The organism is Streptomyces sp. NPDC036764 (assembly GCF_055609385.1).
On record NZ_JBVJPT010000021.1, the window covers coordinates 101879 to 118592 of the forward strand.

Below are 16714 nucleotides of genomic sequence, written 5' to 3' on the forward strand. Positions count from 1 at the left end.
CGGATGGCGGGTCGGGCGGCCTCATCCCCGCACCGGGCGCGCCGGCCTCAGCCGACTGACCCGCCCCGGAAGGCGTGTGGTGCGGCCTCATCCCCGCACGGGCAGGCGCCGTGGGCAGCCGACAGGTCCGCCCCGGATGGCGGCCGGCGGGGCCCCCACACCCGGCAGCGCCCCCGCGCAGCCAGGCGCCGGCGTCAGTCGACTGGACCGCCCCGGATGGCGGGTCGGGCGGCCTCGTTCGCAGCATGGAGCATGACCGAGGCGCCGAGCGGCTCCCCTTGGGGCCGGGACTACGACGACCGCCGGATCCACTCCGGCCACCCGACCGGGCCCCCGGGCCCCGCCCATGAGCCCGAGCCGCCCTTCGAGGGCCCGCTGCACGCCCTCTCCCGCGCCGCCTGGCAGGTCGTCCTCGTCACCGGCGTCGCCTCCCTGGTCCTCGGCGTCTTCGTGCTGGTGTGGCCGGACGCCTCGCTGCGGGTCGCCGGCGTCCTCTTCGGTCTCTACCTCCTGATCAGCGGCGTCTTCCAACTGGTCGCCGCCTTCGGCACACACCGCACGACCTCGCTGCGCGTACTGGCCTTCGTCAGCGGCGCCGTGTCGGTCCTGCTCGGCCTGTTCTGCTTCCGCGGCGCGATGCAGTCGATCCTGCTGCTCGCGCTGTGGATCGGGATCGGCTGGCTGATCCGCGGTATCACCCAGTCCCTGGCCGCCGCCTCCGACAGCTCCGTACCGGCCCGCGGCTGGCAGATCCTGCTCGGCGTCGTCACCTTCCTCGCCGGGGTCGTGCTGATCGTCTCGCCGGTCGAGTCGATCACCGTGCTGATGGTGCTCGGCGGCTGCTGGCTGATTGCGGTCGGCCTGGTCGAGATGGTCACCGCGCTGCGGCTGAGGGGACTGGCCCGACAGGTCCCCCGCGAACTGTGACACGCACAGTGATACCCACCCCTGCCCCGTACGCCGTGCGGGCGGTTCTCCCGCCGGACGGGATGAACCTCGTACGGCATCCGGGGAGATGACCTTCCGTGAGTACCGCACGATGCCGCTCGCGCAGCCGCACCTGGCTGCGGGTCCTCGTGCTGCTGCTCGCGCTGCTGGTGCCGGGCGCGCACACGCAGGCGCACGCCCTGCCCTCGGTGGCCGCCGCCGAGATCGCCGAGCAGGACGTCCTCGACACGGCCCTGCGGCCGGTGGCCCGCGCCGAGCGGCGCACCGCCGTACAGCAGCGGCCGGGCATGGCGCCCGGGCCGGCGACCGGCACCCCGGCGGGCACCCGGCGCTGCGCGCCGCCCCGGCCGCCGTACGTCCCGCACATCCTGCGCACCGTGGTCCTGCGTTGCTGACAGACCCCGCGATGAGGTCTGCCAGTTCGACGCAAGGAGCACAGTCATGCCCACCGACCACTACGCGGTCCTGCGCGCCCTGCTGCGCGCCGAGGCCGTACGCAACACGCCGAAACCGCAGTCGAAGAAGGACAAGCCGCAGCAACCCCGGAAGGACCGGGAGCGCGGCTGACATGGCCGCGGCGGAGGCGGACTTCTCCGGGTCACCGCCTCCGCCGCACAGCACGTCACCGGGCCCACCGATTCCGCCACCCCGTACCGGGACCGACCGGATCCACCGATTGGCGCCGCCCCGCAACGGAGCCGACCGGACCTACCGCCTCCGACGCGCCGTGCCGAAGACCGACCGGGTGATCTCCCGTCCGATCTGCGTACCGACCGACCGAGCCAGGGACTTGAACATGGCGCTCCCGACAACCTGTTCGACGACGGAGGGCTGCTCCTTCTGCCGGGCCCTGTCCTCGCCTGCCCCCGCCTCCGCCTCGCGGATCTCGTCGGGCCCCTTGCCCCCGCGGATCTCGTCGGGCCCCTTCCCTCCCCGCATCTCGTCGGGTCCCTTCCCCCCGCGCGGCGTCCGGAGCCTCTCGTACGCCGATTGCCTGTCCACAGCCTGTGCATACAGCCCGTACAGCGCGGACGAGGTCACCGCCCGCTCCAGCGCGGTGGCGTCGAGCGGGCCCATCAGTGACTCCGGTGCGCGCAGCCGGGTCGCGGCGACCGGTGTCGGGGCGCCCTTCTCGCTCAGGACGGTCACCACGGCCTCGCCGGTGCCCAGGCCGGTCAGGAGTTCCTCCAGGTCGTACGCCGAGTTGGGGAACGTCTTCACCGTGGCCTTCAGCGCCTTCTGATCGTCCGGGGTGAAGGCGCGAAGCGCGTGCTGGATGCGGTTGCCGAGCTGGCCGAGCACCTCGGCGGGCACGTCCTTCGGCGTCTGCGTCACGAAGAAGACACCGACCCCTTTCGAGCGAATCAGCCGGACGGTCTGCGTGATCGCGTCCAGGAACGCCTCGGACGCGTCGTCGAACAGCAGATGCGCCTCGTCGAAGAAGAACACGAGCTTCGGCCGGTCGGCGTCCCCGACCTCGGGCAGATCGTGGAAGAGGTCGGCCAGCAGCCACATCAGGAACGTCGAGAAGAGCCGCGGCCGGTCCTGCACCGCGGGCAGTTCGAGCACCGACACCACACCCCGCCCGTCCGGCGCCGTCCGCAGCAGCTCGCCCGTGTCGAACTCCGGTTCCCCGAAGAAGTCGGCCATGCCCTGCGCCTCGAAGGCGGTGAGGGAGCGCAGGATCACCCCGGCGGTGGCGGTCGACAGCCCGCCGATGCCCTTCAGCTCGCCCTTGCCCTCGTCCGACGTCAGGAAGGCGACGACGGCCCTGAGGTCCTTGAGATCGACCAGCTCCAGGCCCTTGGTGTCGGCGTAGTGGAAGATCAGTCCGAGGGACTGCTCCTGGGTCGCGTTCAGCCGCAGGACCTTGGACAGCAGCACCGGGCCGAAGCTGGTGATCGTGGCGCGCACGGGGATGCCCCGGCCGATGCCGCCAAGGGCGTAGAACTCGGCCGGACATCCCTTCGCCGCCCACCGCTGATGGACCTCGGCGGCACGCGCGCCGACCCTGTCGTCCGGCTGCCCCGGCGCCGCGATCCCGCTGAGGTCGCCCTTCACGTCCGCCAGGAACACCGGCACGCCCTGCGCCGAAAGCTGCTCGGCGATGAGCTGGAGCGTCTTGGTCTTGCCGGTGCCGGTGGCGCCCGCGACCAGGCCGTGCCGGTTGAGCATGGGCAACGGCACCCGGATCTGCGCGTCCGGCAGGCAGCCGCCCTCCCAGAGCAGGGCGCCGAGGTTCAGGGCGGGCCCGGTGAAGGCGTAGCCGGCGGCGATCTCCAGGGCCTCGCGCGGCAGGGCGGCGGCACGGCCCACCTCCGGCGCACCGGCCCGCGGCGCGGTCCCGGCCCCTGCCCCGGCCTTGGGCGTGCTCTTGCGGTCGCTCATGTCAGCCCTCCGCACGCTTCCCGCCCTCGAACGGGCGACCGACTCGGGTCCGACACGGCGTTCCACCCGATCCGACACGGTGTTCGACCCGGCCCCGGTCGCCACCTCGGCTTCCGTACGGGCCGTTTCCGGCTTCCGATCCGGCCGTCATTCTCTCGACCTTTGCCGTTTGATCCTGGTTTGGTGCATCTTTTCCAGCGTCGCACTCCGGCGCCATGGCTGCGCCCGGAAGGTCTTGACCGGTAGGCTTTCCGTGTGATCTTCAAGCGCATCGGAAACGGCCGGCCGTACCCCGACCACGGCCGGGAAAGCACCCGGCAGTGGGCGGACGTCGCGCCGCGCCCGGTCCGCCTCGATCAGCTCGTGACGACCAAGGGTCAGCTCGATCTGGAAACCCTGCTGGCCGAGGACTCGACGTTCTACGGCGACCTCTTCGCGCACGTCGTGAAGTGGCAGGGCGACCTGTATCTGGAGGACGGCCTGCACCGCGCGGTGCGCGCGGCGCTCCAGCAGCGCCAGGTGCTGCACGCGAGAGTCCTGGAACTGGACTGAACTGCGGGCTGACCCCCGGCCGACCACGGACCGACCCCGGGCTGACACGCCCGGGCGTCAGCCGTTGCCCATTTCGGGTTGGTCCGAACGGCCGCCTCGATTGATCATCTAGTAGGCATTGCCGCCCGGGCGCACTACGCTGCGCCCATGAGCATGCTGACTCCCTCCGGCATGGGCGGCCAGTACCGCATCCGGGGGGACAAGTACCCACGGATGCGGCCGCGTCGGCGGCGCGGCAGACTCGTCGTTCTCGCCGTAGCCTCCGTCGCCGCGCTCGGCATGGCCGGCTGGGGCACGCTCCAGCTCATCGACGTCTTCACGGGCGGCGGCGGAGAGGCTTCGGCGGCCGGCCCCAAGTCCGACTGCGGGACCCGGGCGACGCCCTCGCCCGCCGCGACCGCGCCGCTGCCCAAGCCGGCCGGCATCACCGTCAACGTGCTCAACGCCACGACCCGAAGCGGGCTCGCCAAGCAGACGGCGGACGAGCTGAAGAAACGCGGCTTCAAGATCGGTGACGTGGGCAACGCGACCAAGGACTACGACAAGAAGGTGAAGGGCACCGGGCTGCTCCTCGGCCCGGCCGCGTCCCTGAACACCTCGCTGCCGGTGCTCGCCACCCAGCTCACCACGGCCGAACGCCGCACCGACGCCACCCGCAAGGGCGCGACCGTGGACCTGATCATCGGCGACCGCTTCAAGCAGCTCGCGAAGAAGCCGGACGCCGACAAGGCCCTGGCCGCGCTGGCCAACCCGAAGCCGGCACCCTCCACTTCGAAGAAGGGCTGCTAGAAGCGCCCCGAAAGGGGCGCGGGACCGTGTCGACATGCGGCTCCGCCGCGTGGGCGCGACCAGCCACGACGGACCCGCAGTCGCCACGCAACCGCACCCCTACGGCGAAAGAGGGCGTTCCCGCCCCCTACTCGGCCGCCCCGTAAAGACGATCCCCCGCGTCGCCCAGCCCCGGCACGATGTACCCGTGCTCATTGAGGTGGTCGTCGACGGCGGCCGTCACCACGGTCACCGGCGTCCCCGCCAGCTCCCGCTCCATCAGCTCCACGCCCTCGGGCGCGGCGAGCAGCACCACGGCGGTCACGTCGTCCGCGCCGCGCTTGATGAGCTCCTGGATCGCCGCGACCAGCGTGCCGCCGGTGGCCAGCATCGGGTCCAGGACGTACACCTGGCGCCCCGAGAGGTCCTCCGGCATGCGCGAGGCGTACGTGGACGCCTGGAGCGTCTCCTCGTTGCGGATCATGCCCAGGAAGCCCACCTCGGCGGTCGGCAGCAGCCGGACCATGCCGTCCAGCATGCCGAGCCCGGCGCGCAGGATCGGCACCACCAGCGGGCGCGGGTGGGACAGCTTGACGCCGGTGGTGGCGGTGACCGGGGTCGTGATGTCGACCGCTTCGGTGCGCACGTCCCGCGTGGCCTCGTAGGCGAGCAGGGTGACCAGTTCGTCGGCCAGCCGACGGAAGGTCGCGGAGTCGGTGCGCTGGTCGCGCAGCGTGGTGAGCTTGTGGGCGACCAGGGGGTGGTCGACGACGTGGAGACGCATGTCCACAACATTAACCGTGCCGGGTATGCCCGGCGCCCCCTCACCCGGCAAGTCCGGGGCCCCGGCATCACCCGACCGCTGGCATCAAACCGCCCATCGGAGGGAAAGTGGGAGGGACGTAGCGGGGGTGGTGAGCCGATGCCTGATCGTGAGACCCCAGAGCGTCCCATGCAGGACGCGCCGGACGAGAGCGATGCCGCGCGCCGGCGGCGCCGGGCCCAGTTCCTGCGGGAACTCGCCGAGGCCCGCGAACTGCGGGACCGCGTCCAGCCGCGCCGCGCCAAGGCGGCCCGTCTGCGGCACGCCCTGCGCATGCGCACGTTCCGCTGGTAGGGCGAGTCGCGCGGGAAGATCGGCTGGTCTGCGGGCGGTTGCGTGGTGGGCGTGCGTGGACACCCGGAAAAGCCGCGTACGATCCGCACGTGGCGGCAACGAGTGCGCTGGTGAGTCCTTTGCGGACGCGCTCGCGGACCCCCTCGGGCCAACGCGATCAAAACTGCCGGACACAGGGAGCCGAAGACGTCCCCTGAACGCCTTGTTTCTGCCACGATTCCGAGTGGGTGGGGCTCGGACCCCAAGCCACCCCACCCCCAACCTCCGCCGGGGGGACCCCCAACCGGCACGCCTATGACCAGTGGGAGAGTCACGGTGTACTTCGCCGCACTGCTCGCGCGCACCGAAGACGGGTGGGAAGCGAGCGACACAGAGCTCGACGATGTGGAGACCTTGTCGGATCTGGCCGAACTGGCCCGTGAAGCCTCACCGGAGGACGACACGGTGCTGGTGCTGATCGAGCAGGAGGACGCCTGGTTCGGTGTCGTCCGCATCGACGGCGAGGACGACCCTCGTATCTACGTCTCGGACGCCGCAGCAGCCGCCCGCAGCAGTTACGGCGAGATCCTGCTCACCGACGAACTGCTCGGAAGGGAGCCCGGCGACGACGGCGCCGACCTCGACTCCCTGGACCTCGACGGCACTGAGGAGCCGGACGGGGACTCCGAGGACGACGACGAGGGCGGTGGCGGCGCCGACGCGGTCCCGCACAGCCCCGTCGGCGACAGCGAGATCCTCGACGACCTCGGCGTCGGCGAGAAGGAGCTGAAGTCGCTGGACGCCGAGGACGCCCTCAGCACCATCGCCGAGGCGCTGGGCGCCTCGGAGGTGCTGGAGACCGTCCGCTGACCTCGTTCGACCGGGGGTCGGCAGCCGGGGTGCCCTCGGAGCCCCCGAAGGCCTCGGTGCCCGACCCCGTACGAGACCGCTGGCGGCCCGCGATGCGGCTCGCCCTGGACGAGGCCGAACGGGCCGTCCGGGGCGGGGACGTCCCTGTCGGTGCCGTCGTGCTGGGCGCCGACGGCACGACCGTGCTGGGCGCCGGCCACAACGAGCGTGAGGCGACCGGCGATCCGACCGCCCACGCCGAGGTGCTGGCGATCCGCAGGGCAGCGGCCGAACTCGGCGAGTGGCGGCTGTCGGGCTGCACGCTCGTGGTCACGCTGGAGCCCTGCACGATGTGCGCCGGCGCGATCGTGCAGTCCCGGGTGGACCGGGTCGTCTACGGCGCACGGGACGAGAAGGCGGGCGCGGCCGGCTCCCTCTGGGACGTCGTGCGCGACCGCAGGCTCAACCACCGGCCCGAGGTGATCGAGGGCGTGCTCGCCGAGGAGTGCGCCCGGCAGCTCACCGACTTCTTCAGGGCTCGCTGACGGTCCGCGAATACCGATTTCAGAGCATGGCCCGGCTTGCTGTAAGGTCTCCCTCGGTAGCGTGTCCGAGCGGCCGAAGGAGCTCGCCTCGAAAGCGAGTGTGGCGCAAGTCACCGAGGGTTCAAATCCCTCCGCTACCGCTGAAGAAGGGCCCCGTCCGATGGACGGGGCCCTTCGTGCTGTTGATCTCCCGAGAGGGGCGAAGGTTACACTCACCGCCGGTAACTCGAGGCCCTTTCGGCTCTTTCGACTCATTCGGCACGGCAGGCATGGCAGGCGCACCAGCCACAGGGGAGGCCGCGATGGCGGTGAATTCGAAGAAGATCGCCGTCTACGTGCTCGCGGTCTTCGTGCTCTACGTGATCATCACGGACCCGGCCAAGGCGGCGGACTACGTCCAGGTAGGGTTCGAAGGCATTTCGGACGCCGCGAAGGCCATCGGCGACTTCATGACCTGGATCGCCAACGGAGGAGACTCATGATCCGCCACCTCGTCCTGTTCAAGCTGAACGAGGGTGTCGAGCGCGACGACCCGCGGGTCGTGGAGGGCGTCGAGGCCTTCCGCTCGCTGGAGGGCAAGATCCCCGAGCTACGGCACTGGGAGCTGGGCTGGAACTTCAGCGACCGCCCCATCGCCTACGACTTCGCCATCAACTCCGCCTTCGAGGACACGGCCGCCCTGCGCGTCTACGCGGAGCACCCCGAGCACCAGGCGGGCGTCGCCCTGTGGCGGGAGTTCGCCACCTGGGTGATCGCCGACTACGAATTCTGAGCCGGGCCGCCCCTCGATCCACCCGATGCCCTCCGCCGGAACGGCGGGGGGTTTTCGCGTGTCTTACGCATCCTTTCATTCTCAACACGGGATTATGCGGTACTTGAACACAATGAACTGTCTTGTGATGCTATGACCGCTTTTGACGGATGAGTTGATGGATCACGAGGTGGAGTTGACCGTGCCGGCCAGTACTGCGCCTCAGGCCCCGACCCAGGAGGACACCCCCGCGTCCCCGCCGCCCCGCAGCCGCGGCGCCGACACCCGGGCACTCACCCAGGTCCTCTTCGGCGAGCTCAAGGAGCTGACGCCGGGCACGCCGGAGCACAACCGCGTACGTGGGGCGCTCATCGAGGCGAACCTCCCGCTCGTGCGCTACGCGGCCGCCCGCTTCCGCTCCCGCAACGAGCCGATGGAGGACGTGATCCAGGTCGGCACCATCGGGCTCATCAACGCCATCGACCGCTTCGATCCGGACCGGGGCGTGCAGTTCCCGACGTTCGCGATGCCGACGGTGGTCGGCGAGATCAAGCGGTACTTCCGGGACAACGTCCGCACGGTGCATGTGCCGCGCCGGCTGCACGAGCTGTGGGTCCAGGTCAACAGCGCGACCGAGGACCTCACCACCGCCTTCGGACGCACCCCCACGACCGCCGAGATCGCCGAGCGGCTGCGCATCACCGAGGACGAGGTGCTGTCCTGCATCGAGGCCGGACGGTCGTACCACGCCACCTCGCTGGAGGCCGCCCAGGAGGGCGACGGACTGCCCGGACTGCTGGACCGGCTCGGCTACGAGGATCCGGCCCTGGACGGCGTGGAGCACCGGGACCTCGTACGGCATCTGCTGGTGCAACTCCCCGAACGGGAGCAGAGAATCCTTCTTCTGCGGTACTACAGCAACCTCACCCAGTCGCAAATCAGTGCGGAACTCGGGGTATCACAGATGCACGTTTCGAGGCTACTCGCGCGTAGCTTCCAGCGGCTTCGTTCGGCGAACCGGATCGACGCGTAACCGCATAGACGATCGACCGGTAACCGTCGCGAGCGAATCGCTCACCAGGACCGATCCCGACAGTTCTGACCCGAAATACCGTCAGACCCCCTTTATCCAGGGCGGATTCAAGTCTCACATGTCGACATGTCACTACAGCGTGTTGCCGACATGTGACATTCTTCGGGAAGCGCGTTTGCCGTGGCTTCGGCTCCGGTATTCAGGTGAAGGCTGGCGTTCCTCGATCGGAGCGTTCGTCACGACCGTCCCGCGACCCAAAGGGGGTGGCATGTCCGCAGACCAGGGCAGCTCGAAGGTGCTCACGCTCACGAAGAGCGAGTCCGCGCCCGACGCCGTTCTCGACGACGTCACGGCCCTCGAGGCCGTACCGGCCCTCCCGTCCCCGGGAGCCATCGACACCCGCACCCTGTCCCGCTCCCTGTTCCTGCGGCTCGCCGCACTGGACGAGAACAGCCCCGAGCGCGCCTACGTCCGGGACACGCTGATCGAGCTCAACCTCCCGCTCGTGCGCTATGCGGCGGCCCGGTTCCGCTCGCGCAACGAGCCGATGGAGGACATCGTCCAGGTCGGCACCATCGGCCTGATCAAGGCGATCGACCGCTTCGACTGCGAACGGGGCGTGGAGTTCCCGACGTTCGCGATGCCGACGGTGGTCGGCGAGATCAAGCGGTTCTTCCGCGACACGTCCTGGTCGGTGCGGGTGCCCAGGCGGCTCCAGGAGCTGCGCCTGGCGCTCACCAAGGCCAGCGACGAGCTCTCCCAGAAGCTGGACCGCTCCCCGACGGTCACCGAACTGGCCAACGTGCTGGGCGTGTCCGAGGAGGACGTCGTCGACGGCCTCGCGGTCGGCAACGCCTACACGGCCTCCTCGCTGGACTCCCCGGCCCCGGAGGACGACGGCGGCGAGGGCTCCCTGGCCGACCGGCTCGGCTACGAGGACACCGCGCTGGAGGGCGTGGAGTACCGCGAGTCCCTCAAGCCGCTGCTGGCCAAACTCCCGCCCCGCGAGCGGCGGATCATCATGCTGCGCTTCTTCGCCAACATGACCCAGTCGCAGATCGGCGAGGAGGTCGGCATCTCCCAGATGCACGTCTCCCGGCTGCTGACCCGGACCCTGGCGCAGCTCCGCGAGGGTCTCATCTCCGACTGACCCCTTCATATTTGACGGAGCGTCAGCCACCATGGCCGGATGCTTCGCCGGATATGGACGACCTCGACACATGGCCGTCGGTGCGCCCTGATCGGCGCGTCGGCGGCCGTCGTCTGCCTGGGCGGGACGCTGGCCGCGTGCGGGAGCGGCGGGGGCGAGGACGGGTACGTCGCCACGGGAGCGGCGGGAGGCCCGCCCCGGGTCGTCGGTACGGCCGCCGCGCCGACGGGCGAGGTGACGCTGGTGCCGCTCGACGAACCGGAGAGCGACGCCGGCACGGATGCCGGCACGGGCGAGGACGCCGGCAGCGGTGCGGGGGATCCCGGCAACTCCCCCGGATCGGGCGGGAGTCAGGGGCCGACGCCCTCTTCCGGAACGGAACCCGCCGGGACGGACAACCCCGCCCGACCCCCGGGCGGCACCCACGGCCCCGCGGCCCCGCCGTCCGACTCGCCCGCCACGCCCGGCGGCTCGGCGCCCTCGGCGACCCCCTCGCCCGCGAGGCTGACCGTGAGCGACCCCGTGCGGGAGCCCACGGACCAGCGCTGGTGCGAGGAGGTGACCCTCGATCTGCACAACTCGGGCGGCACGGCCGTGCGTTCGGGCACCGTGACCTTCGGCACCCACATCATCGGCGCGCTCGGCATCGACTGGGCGACGATCGAGTCGTCGGAGGAACTCCCGGCGCCGATCGGGGCCGGGGTGCGCAAGAAGAAGACCTGGACGGTGTGCGTCGACGCCTGGCGCGTGCCGCTCGGCATGCACATCGAGACGCGGGACGTCGCCGTCCAGTGGAAGTGAACCGGCGCCGACGGGAGCCGGCGGCGACTACTTGAGCGCCAGCCAGGCCACCGCCGCCACGATCACGACCGCGGCGAGCACGCCGATGATCATGCCGATGCGCGGACCGGAGGAAGCCTGCTGCTGCCGACCGCCCTGCGGGCCCTCGTCGACGAACGCGCGGAACATCTGGGTGCTGCCTGCGGGGTCGTGGTTGCCCTGGGGGCCCTGGGTGTTAGCCATGGCCTGAGACCCTAGCGAATCCGCCCGTGCGGCCCAAGTGGGGGCCCGACCCCTGCACAGGGGGCCACAGAACCCGCCCCACCTGCACATTTACGGTCGCAATACTTGCCTTTGCCAAGTTTTTGTATCGCACCCACCCCTACTTATTTGCCTGTAGCAACCAAGCGCTTCTATGGTTGCCCTAAGCAACAAACGACCGGGGGTGTGATGGCCGAGCAGGCGCAGTACGAGGAGCTGGTCCGTCAGTTCAGCGCCTTCGGCGCCGTGAAGAGGGAGATGGGACGGATCCTGCCGTCCGACTGCCCGTCCGGCTCCGCCGCCGTACTGACGTTGCTGAGCCGCCACGGGGACATGCGCATGAGCAAGCTCGCGGAGCTGCTGGCCGTGGACATGTCGGTCACCAGCCGCCATGTCGCCCACGTCGCCGAGCGCGGCTGGATCGAGCGCTCCCCCGACCCGGCGGACAAACGCAGCCGCATTCTGCGCCTCACCCCGGCGGGCGAGGACCGCGTCCGGGAGATGTCCCGGCTGACCACCGAACTGCTGGCCGAGCGGCTGAGCGACTGGACCGACGACGAGATCACCCTGCTGACCCGGCTCATGACCCGGCTGCGGGCGAGCTTCGACGACTGCCGGTCCGCGCACCGGCCGCCGGCCCCCGACCAACCCGAACACCCCACCCGTACACCCGCGATCACCCAGTAGGAAAAGGAATCCCATGGCAACGACCACACCAGCCGGTGTGCGGGCGCACGCCAAGCACTCGGGGGCGCCGTCCGGCGCTCCGATGTCGCACCGGCAGATCATGGAGGCACTGACCGGGCTGCTGCTCGGCATGTTCGTCGCGATCCTGTCGTCGACGATCGTCTCCAACGCTCTGCCGGACATCATCAAGGACCTCGGCGGCGGCCAGAGCGCCTACACCTGGGTGGTCACCGCGTCGCTGCTGGCGATGACCGCGTCCACACCCCTGTGGGGCAAGCTCGCCGACCTCTTCTCCAAGAAGCTCCTGATACAGCTCGCCCTGGTCGTCTTCGTGACCGGCTCCGCGCTGGCCGGTCTGTCGCAGAACGCCGGGATGCTGATCGCGTTCCGCGCGGTGCAGGGCATCGGCATGGGCGGTCTGTCGTCGCTGGCGCAGATCATCCTGGCGGCGATGATCTCCCCGCGTGAGCGCGGCCGCTACAACGGCTACCTCGGCGCCACCTTCGCCACCGCGATGGTCGGCGGTCCGCTGATCGGTGGTGTCATCACCGACACCGACTGGCTCGGCTGGCGCTGGTGCTTCTACGTCGGCGTGCCCTTCGCGGTCATCGCCCTGATCGTGCTCCAGCGCACCCTGCACCTCCCGGTCGTCAAGCGGAAGGTCAAGGTCGACTGGGCCGGCGCCTTCTTCATCACCGCCGCGGTCTGCCTGCTGCTGGTCTGGGTGACCTTCGCCGGTGACAAGTACGACTGGCTGTCCTGGCAGACCGGCGCGATGACCGGTGGCGCGCTCGCACTGCTGCTGATCTTCATCTTCGTCGAGTCCAGGGCGAGCGAGCCGATCATCCCGCTGCGCCTGTTCCGCAACCGCACCATCACGCTGGCCTCGCTGGCCTCGCTGTTCGTCGGCATCGCGATGTTCGCGGGCACGATCTTCTTCAGCCAGTACTTCCAGCTCGCCCGGGGCGAGTCGCCGACCATGTCCGGCGTGCTGACCATCCCGATGATCGTCGGCCTGTTCATCTCCTCGACCGTCTCCGGTCAGGTCATCACCCGCACCGGCCGCTGGAAGGCCTGGCTGCTGGCCGGCGGTGTGCTGGTGACGGCGGGCCTCGGGCTGCTGGGCACGATCCGCTACGACACCGAGTACTGGCGCGTCGCGATCTTCATGGCCCTGCTGGGTCTCGGCGTCGGCATGATGATGCAGAACCTGGTCCTCGCCACCCAGAACCAGGTCGCCCCGAGCGACCTGGGCGTCGCGAGCTCCGTCGTGAACTTCTTCCGCTCCCTCGGCGGCGCCATGGGCGTCTCGGCGCTGGGCGCGGTCCTCAGCCACCGGATCACCCACTACGCCGAGGAGGGCCTCACCAAGCTCGGCGTGCAGGGCTCCTCCGGCCACGGTGAGATCCCCGACCTCGACGCGCTGCCCGGCCCGGTGCGCACGGTCATCGAGAGCGCGTACGGCCACGGCGTCGCCGACGTCTTCCTGTACGCCGCGCCGATCGCCTTCCTCGCCCTGCTGTTCGCGCTGTTCATCAAGGAGGTCCCGTTGAAGACGAAGGGCGCCCTGGCGCAGGCCGCCGAGGCCGACAGCCCGGAGCCGGCCGAGACCCCGGCGACCGCGCCGGCCGCGGCGCAGGAGCGGACCCCGACCTGGGCCGTCACCTCCTCCGAGACCGAGACCGCTCCCGAGGGCACCCAGCGGCTCGCCGCCGTGGCCACGGTGGCCCGTGCCGAGGAGACCGGCGGTGCGGCGTCCGGCGGCGTCCCGGTCCGCGGCTTCGTGCGGGGCGCCGAGAGCGCACCGGTGCCGCAGGCCGCGGTCACGCTGATCTCGCTGGCCGGCCGGCAACTGGGCCGATCGGTCGCGCAGGGGGACGGTTCGTACGCGGTCGACGCGCCGGGCGCGGGATCGTACGTCCTGATCGCCTCCGCCGACGGCTTCCAGCCGCAGGCCTCCACGATCGTCGTCAGCGGCGACGAGCCGGTGGCCTACGACATCCTGCTCAGCGGCACCAGCGGCCTGAGCGGCGTCGTACGGACCGCGCAGAGCGCGCTGCCGGTGAAGGACGCGATGGTGATCGTGACCGATGTGCGCGGGGATCTGCTGGCCACCGCCGCCACCGGTGAGCAGGGCGAGTTCAGCTTCGCCGAGCTGGTGCCGGGTGCCGTGACCGTCGCGGTGAACGCCGCCGGCTACCGGCCGCGCGCCCTGCCCGTCGAGGTCGGCGGCGCAGGGGTCACCCGGGTCGAGGTCGATCTGGAGGCCGGAGCGCAGGTCCAGGGCGTCGTACGGGCACCGCACGGGCCGCTGGCCGACGCCCGCGTGACCCTGGTCGACGCGGCGGGCAACGTCGTCGGCACCGCCACCACCGGTCCGGACGGGGCGTACGCGTTCACCGACCTGGACGGCGGCGAGTACACGGTCATCGCGACCGGCTACCCGCCGGTGGCGACGGCACTGACGGTGACCGGCCCCGGCACCGACGACCACGACATCGAACTCGCCCACCCCGGCGAGTAGTCGGACCGGGCATGTGCCCCGGCCCGTGGCGGCGGCGCGCTCTGAGCGGAGGGGCGTCGTCGTCACGGGCCGGTTCTTTTTGAGACTTACTGAGGAGTACGTGAGATGGGACTGACCGCGAGGATCCGTACCCGGGACGGGTGGGCCGTGTCGCACGCGGTCGTCACGGTGACGGACATGACCGGAACGCAGGTGCTGCGGCTGGAGGCGGACGCGGAGGGGGCCGTACGGCACGCGAACCCGCTGGCCCCGGGGGCGTACACCGTCATCGTCACCGCGGTCGGCTACGCGCCCGCCGCCGCGAGCGCGATCGTCACCGCGAGCGGCCGCGCCGAGGTCGGCACGGTGACCCTGGCCCGCCAGGGCGGCACGGAACTGCCGCCGCCGGGACCGTGGACCGTCGACCCGGCGCACTCCAGCGTGGCCGCCGTCGCCCAGCACCTGGGCATCTCCAGCGTGCACGGCCGGTTCACGCAGTTCTCCGGCGCCATCGAGATCGCGCCGGACGACATCGCCAAGTCCCGCGTGGAGGCGGTGATCCGGGCCGACTCGATCGACACGGGCAACGGCATGCGGGACGGGCATCTGAAGTCGCCGGACTTCCTGGACGTCGAGAAGTACCCCGAGATCGCCTACCGGTCGACGGGTCTGACGGCCGCCGCGGGCACCGACCGCTGGACCGTGCGCGGCGAGCTGACCATGCACGGTGTCGTACGGCCGGTGGACCTGGACCTGGCCTACCTCGGCACGGGCGCCGACCCGTGGGGCGGGACGCGGGCCGCGTTCCGCGCGACGACGGAGCTGCACCGGGACGACTTCGCCATGAACTACAACCAGGTCGTGCAGGCGGGGATCGCCGCCATCGGTACGACACTGAAGGTGGAGCTGGACATCCAGGCGGTGCAGGGGGAGACGCTGCCGCAAGGGTAGCCACGCCAGGGTCAGGCTCAGCGGGCCGATCGGCCCCTAGGCTGGCCCCATGGCACCGAACATCGCGACCAACACCCGCGTCTCGCTCGAAGAGCTGCTCGATTTCGTACGGCCGCGTCATCGCGCCGTCCTGCTGACCCGGCGGGCGGACGGCAGCCCGCAGGCATCGCCGTTGACCTGCGGGGTCGACGACTCGGGGCGGATCGTGATGTCCACGTATCCCGAGCGGGCCAAGACGCGCAACGCGAAGCGGGATCAGCGGGTCAGCGTGCTCGTCATCAGCGACGACTGGAACGGGCCCTGGGTGCAGGTCGACGGGGTCGCCGAGGTCATCGACTCGCCGGAGTCCGTGGAGCCGCTGGTCGAGTACTACCGGAACATCGCCGGGGAGCATCCGGACTGGGACGAGTACCGGGCGGCGATGGTGAAGCAGGGGAAGTCGATCATTCGGGTGACGCCGGAGAAGTGGGGGCCGGTGGCCACGGGTGGGTTTCCTGCGCGGCTGGTTGAGGGCGCCTAGGAGCTCGGGGCATACCGTTGTCGGGCGACTGCGGGTCCGTTGTGGCTGGTCGCGCAGTTCCCCGCGCCCCTCATGGTGCGCTGCGCGCGACCATTGCCTCGATGCCCGCCACCAGTAGGTCCAGGGCGAACTCGAAGTCTCGCTCCCACATTTCCTCGACCGTGTCGCCGCCCCGGGCCTCCATGAGTTCCGCGGACTCCTGGACGATGTCGGCGGCTTCCGGGGACCGGGTCACCGTGCTCATGGCGTGGTGGAAGTAGTCGTCCGGGGTCATGCCGAACGCCGTGCTGCGGGCGATGAAGTGACCCTCGATCGTGCCGAAGCCGTAGACGAACTGGAAGACCGCGGAGATGGCGGCGACCAGGCCGTGCGCGGGCAGGCCGGTCCTGCGGACGATGCGCTGCACGACACGGGAGAAGGCGAGGCTGTTCGGGCCGATGTTGACGTACGTCCCGATCAGCGGCGACAGCCACGGATGGCGCACCAGCAGGCCGCGGTAGGAACGGGCCAGCGTGCGCAGTTGGTCCCACCAGTCCTCGTCGGTGTCGGGGTCGGGCAGGGTGAGTTCGCCGAAGGCGGCGTCCAGGGCGAGTTCGAGGAGGTCGTCCTTGGTGTCGACGTACCAGTAGACGGACATCGCGGTCACGTTCAGCTCGGCCGCCAGCCGCCGCATGGAGAACTTGGCCAGCCCCTCGGCGTCCAGCAGCCGCACGGTCACCTCGGTGATCCGATCCCGGTCGAGCCCGGAGGGCTGACTGCCGCGTCCGCCGCGACGCTCCTTGCCCTCCAGCCACACACTGGTCCGAGCGGACTCCCGGGCTGCCCTGGCCATGGCGCACCTTCCTAGACATTCAATCGGCGGCGCCCCGATGGGGCGCGGGGCTGTATCCATTTGCGGCTCCGCCGCGTGGGCGCGACCAGCCCAATCGGGC

Annotated in this window: 21 protein-coding genes and 1 tRNA gene; 18 read left to right on the plus strand and 4 right to left on the minus strand. The window is 70.7% G+C overall.

The features are described 5' to 3' along the window. The first annotated feature begins 252 nt into the window (after positions 1 to 252). The 3 genes from ACZ69Q_RS43150 (at position 253) to ACZ69Q_RS43160 (ending at position 1515) form a co-directional block, all read left to right on the plus strand. Positions 253 to 927, plus strand: a complete 675-nt coding sequence (locus ACZ69Q_RS43150; protein WP_471053810.1) for an HdeD family acid-resistance protein — start codon at positions 253 to 255, stop codon at positions 925 to 927. Between the two features lie 98 nt (positions 928 to 1025). Then, positions 1026 to 1343: a hypothetical protein gene (locus tag ACZ69Q_RS43155; protein ID WP_471053812.1), complete on the plus strand. Its 318-nt coding sequence runs from the start codon at positions 1026 to 1028 to the stop codon at positions 1341 to 1343. A gap of 46 nt (positions 1344 to 1389) precedes the next feature. Next, positions 1390 to 1515 (plus strand): hypothetical protein, encoded by a 126-nt coding sequence (locus ACZ69Q_RS43160; RefSeq protein WP_471053813.1) that lies wholly within the window; start codon positions 1390 to 1392, stop codon positions 1513 to 1515. 141 nt (positions 1516 to 1656) lie between these two features. On the opposite strand, the gene ACZ69Q_RS43165 is transcribed toward ACZ69Q_RS43160, so the two are convergent. Continuing rightward, the gene (locus ACZ69Q_RS43165; RefSeq protein WP_471053815.1) at positions 1657 to 3336 is read right to left on the minus strand and encodes a helicase HerA-like domain-containing protein; all 1680 of its coding nucleotides are present in this window, start codon (positions 3334 to 3336) and stop codon (positions 1657 to 1659) included. A 255-nt stretch (positions 3337 to 3591) separates the two neighbouring features. Between ACZ69Q_RS43165 and ACZ69Q_RS43170 the strand changes: the two genes are divergently transcribed. Further along, positions 3592 to 3888, plus strand: a complete 297-nt coding sequence (locus tag ACZ69Q_RS43170) for a type II toxin-antitoxin system VapB family antitoxin (protein ID WP_003999914.1) — start codon at positions 3592 to 3594, stop codon at positions 3886 to 3888. 171 nt (positions 3889 to 4059) lie between these two features. After that, positions 4060 to 4677 (plus strand): LytR C-terminal domain-containing protein, encoded by a 618-nt coding sequence (locus tag ACZ69Q_RS43175; RefSeq protein WP_471053923.1) that lies wholly within the window; start codon positions 4060 to 4062, stop codon positions 4675 to 4677. 127 nt (positions 4678 to 4804) lie between these two features. Here ACZ69Q_RS43175 and upp read toward each other — a convergent pair whose 3' ends face one another. Then, on the minus strand, positions 4805 to 5440 hold the full coding sequence (upp, locus tag ACZ69Q_RS43180) for a uracil phosphoribosyltransferase (RefSeq protein WP_471053818.1): 636 nt from the start codon (positions 5438 to 5440) through the stop codon (positions 4805 to 4807). A 138-nt stretch (positions 5441 to 5578) separates the two neighbouring features. Here upp and ACZ69Q_RS43185 point away from each other — a divergent pair, with 138 nt between their 5' ends. From ACZ69Q_RS43185 to ACZ69Q_RS43225, 9 genes are all read left to right on the plus strand, one after another. Then, positions 5579 to 5773, plus strand: coding sequence for a hypothetical protein (locus ACZ69Q_RS43185; RefSeq protein ID WP_471053821.1), 195 nt, complete (start codon positions 5579 to 5581; stop codon positions 5771 to 5773). Positions 5774 to 6088: 315 nt separating this feature from the next. Then, on the plus strand, positions 6089 to 6622 hold the full coding sequence (locus ACZ69Q_RS43190; RefSeq protein WP_471053926.1) for a tRNA adenosine deaminase-associated protein: 534 nt from the start codon (positions 6089 to 6091) through the stop codon (positions 6620 to 6622). A 92-nt stretch (positions 6623 to 6714) separates the two neighbouring features. After that, complete coding sequence (tadA, locus tag ACZ69Q_RS43195; RefSeq protein ID WP_471053927.1) at positions 6715 to 7146, plus strand: tRNA adenosine(34) deaminase TadA; 432 nt, start codon at positions 6715 to 6717, stop codon at positions 7144 to 7146. A gap of 55 nt (positions 7147 to 7201) precedes the next feature. Continuing rightward, positions 7202 to 7286, plus strand: a tRNA-Ser gene (locus ACZ69Q_RS43200). Positions 7287 to 7448: 162 nt separating this feature from the next. Next, positions 7449 to 7628, plus strand: coding sequence for a hypothetical protein (locus ACZ69Q_RS43205; protein ID WP_403458739.1), 180 nt, complete (start codon positions 7449 to 7451; stop codon positions 7626 to 7628). Continuing rightward, entirely contained in the window at positions 7625 to 7918 is a 294-nt protein-coding gene (locus ACZ69Q_RS43210; RefSeq protein WP_328426324.1) for a Dabb family protein, read from the plus strand. Before ACZ69Q_RS43205 ends, ACZ69Q_RS43210 begins: the two co-directional genes overlap by 4 nt. A gap of 157 nt (positions 7919 to 8075) precedes the next feature. Next, complete coding sequence (locus ACZ69Q_RS43215) at positions 8076 to 8930, plus strand: RNA polymerase sigma factor SigF (RefSeq protein ID WP_194044085.1); 855 nt, start codon at positions 8076 to 8078, stop codon at positions 8928 to 8930. A 268-nt stretch (positions 8931 to 9198) separates the two neighbouring features. Beyond that, entirely contained in the window at positions 9199 to 10080 is an 882-nt protein-coding gene (locus tag ACZ69Q_RS43220; RefSeq protein ID WP_471053825.1) for an RNA polymerase sigma factor SigF, read from the plus strand. 39 nt (positions 10081 to 10119) lie between these two features. Next, entirely contained in the window at positions 10120 to 10881 is a 762-nt protein-coding gene (locus ACZ69Q_RS43225) for a hypothetical protein (RefSeq protein WP_471053828.1), read from the plus strand. Between the two features lie 27 nt (positions 10882 to 10908). Here the strand turns inward: ACZ69Q_RS43225 and ACZ69Q_RS43230 are convergent, their stop codons facing one another. Then, positions 10909 to 11103, minus strand: coding sequence for a hypothetical protein (locus ACZ69Q_RS43230; RefSeq protein ID WP_471053831.1), 195 nt, complete (start codon positions 11101 to 11103; stop codon positions 10909 to 10911). Between the two features lie 207 nt (positions 11104 to 11310). On the opposite strand from ACZ69Q_RS43230, the gene ACZ69Q_RS43235 reads away from it, so the two are divergent. The 4 genes from ACZ69Q_RS43235 to ACZ69Q_RS43250 all read left to right on the plus strand — a co-directional run bounded on the left by ACZ69Q_RS43235 (position 11311) and on the right by ACZ69Q_RS43250 (position 15782). Further along, complete coding sequence (locus ACZ69Q_RS43235) at positions 11311 to 11808, plus strand: MarR family winged helix-turn-helix transcriptional regulator (RefSeq protein WP_471053832.1); 498 nt, start codon at positions 11311 to 11313, stop codon at positions 11806 to 11808. Between the two features lie 82 nt (positions 11809 to 11890). After that, positions 11891 to 14332 carry an MFS transporter gene (locus ACZ69Q_RS43240; RefSeq protein ID WP_471053930.1) on the plus strand — a complete coding sequence of 814 codons (2442 nt, stop codon included), beginning with the start codon at positions 11891 to 11893 and terminating at the stop codon, positions 14330 to 14332. Between the two features lie 105 nt (positions 14333 to 14437). After that, positions 14438 to 15262, plus strand: coding sequence for a YceI family protein (locus tag ACZ69Q_RS43245; RefSeq protein ID WP_471053835.1), 825 nt, complete (start codon positions 14438 to 14440; stop codon positions 15260 to 15262). Between the two features lie 49 nt (positions 15263 to 15311). After that, on the plus strand, positions 15312 to 15782 hold the full coding sequence (locus ACZ69Q_RS43250) for a PPOX class F420-dependent oxidoreductase (RefSeq protein WP_471053838.1): 471 nt from the start codon (positions 15312 to 15314) through the stop codon (positions 15780 to 15782). 70 nt (positions 15783 to 15852) lie between these two features. On the opposite strand, the gene ACZ69Q_RS43255 is transcribed toward ACZ69Q_RS43250, so the two are convergent. Further along, positions 15853 to 16614, minus strand: coding sequence for a TetR/AcrR family transcriptional regulator (locus tag ACZ69Q_RS43255; RefSeq protein ID WP_471053841.1), 762 nt, complete (start codon positions 16612 to 16614; stop codon positions 15853 to 15855). Positions 16615 to 16714: the final 100 nt, after the last annotated feature.

Bases quoted from the DNA above. Each gene is read 5' to 3' on its own strand.
- ACZ69Q_RS43240 (WP_471053930.1), top strand. From the start codon at position 11,891: ATGTCGCACCGGCAGATCATGGAGGCACTGACCGGGCTGCTGCTCGGC.
- tadA (WP_471053927.1), top strand. From the start codon at position 6,715: ATGCGGCTCGCCCTGGACGAGGCCGAACGGGCCGTCCGGGGCGGGGAC.
- ACZ69Q_RS43230 (WP_471053831.1), bottom strand. From the start codon at position 11,103: ATGGCTAACACCCAGGGCCCCCAGGGCAACCACGACCCCGCAGGCAGC.
- ACZ69Q_RS43215 (WP_194044085.1), top strand. From the start codon at position 8,076: ATGGATCACGAGGTGGAGTTGACCGTGCCGGCCAGTACTGCGCCTCAG.
- upp (WP_471053818.1), bottom strand. From the start codon at position 5,440: ATGCGTCTCCACGTCGTCGACCACCCCCTGGTCGCCCACAAGCTCACC.
- ACZ69Q_RS43205 (WP_403458739.1), top strand. From the start codon at position 7,449: ATGGCGGTGAATTCGAAGAAGATCGCCGTCTACGTGCTCGCGGTCTTC.
- ACZ69Q_RS43235 (WP_471053832.1), top strand. From the start codon at position 11,311: ATGGCCGAGCAGGCGCAGTACGAGGAGCTGGTCCGTCAGTTCAGCGCC.
- ACZ69Q_RS43150 (WP_471053810.1), top strand. From the start codon at position 253: ATGACCGAGGCGCCGAGCGGCTCCCCTTGGGGCCGGGACTACGACGAC.
- ACZ69Q_RS43165 (WP_471053815.1), bottom strand. From the start codon at position 3,336: ATGAGCGACCGCAAGAGCACGCCCAAGGCCGGGGCAGGGGCCGGGACC.
- ACZ69Q_RS43245 (WP_471053835.1), top strand. From the start codon at position 14,438: ATGGGACTGACCGCGAGGATCCGTACCCGGGACGGGTGGGCCGTGTCG.
- ACZ69Q_RS43220 (WP_471053825.1), top strand. From the start codon at position 9,199: ATGTCCGCAGACCAGGGCAGCTCGAAGGTGCTCACGCTCACGAAGAGC.
- ACZ69Q_RS43160 (WP_471053813.1), top strand. From the start codon at position 1,390: ATGCCCACCGACCACTACGCGGTCCTGCGCGCCCTGCTGCGCGCCGAG.
- ACZ69Q_RS43185 (WP_471053821.1), top strand. From the start codon at position 5,579: ATGCCTGATCGTGAGACCCCAGAGCGTCCCATGCAGGACGCGCCGGAC.
- ACZ69Q_RS43210 (WP_328426324.1), top strand. From the start codon at position 7,625: ATGATCCGCCACCTCGTCCTGTTCAAGCTGAACGAGGGTGTCGAGCGC.
- ACZ69Q_RS43175 (WP_471053923.1), top strand. From the start codon at position 4,060: ATGGGCGGCCAGTACCGCATCCGGGGGGACAAGTACCCACGGATGCGG.
- ACZ69Q_RS43225 (WP_471053828.1), top strand. From the start codon at position 10,120: ATGCTTCGCCGGATATGGACGACCTCGACACATGGCCGTCGGTGCGCC.
- ACZ69Q_RS43255 (WP_471053841.1), bottom strand. From the start codon at position 16,614: ATGGCCAGGGCAGCCCGGGAGTCCGCTCGGACCAGTGTGTGGCTGGAG.
- ACZ69Q_RS43250 (WP_471053838.1), top strand. From the start codon at position 15,312: ATGGCACCGAACATCGCGACCAACACCCGCGTCTCGCTCGAAGAGCTG.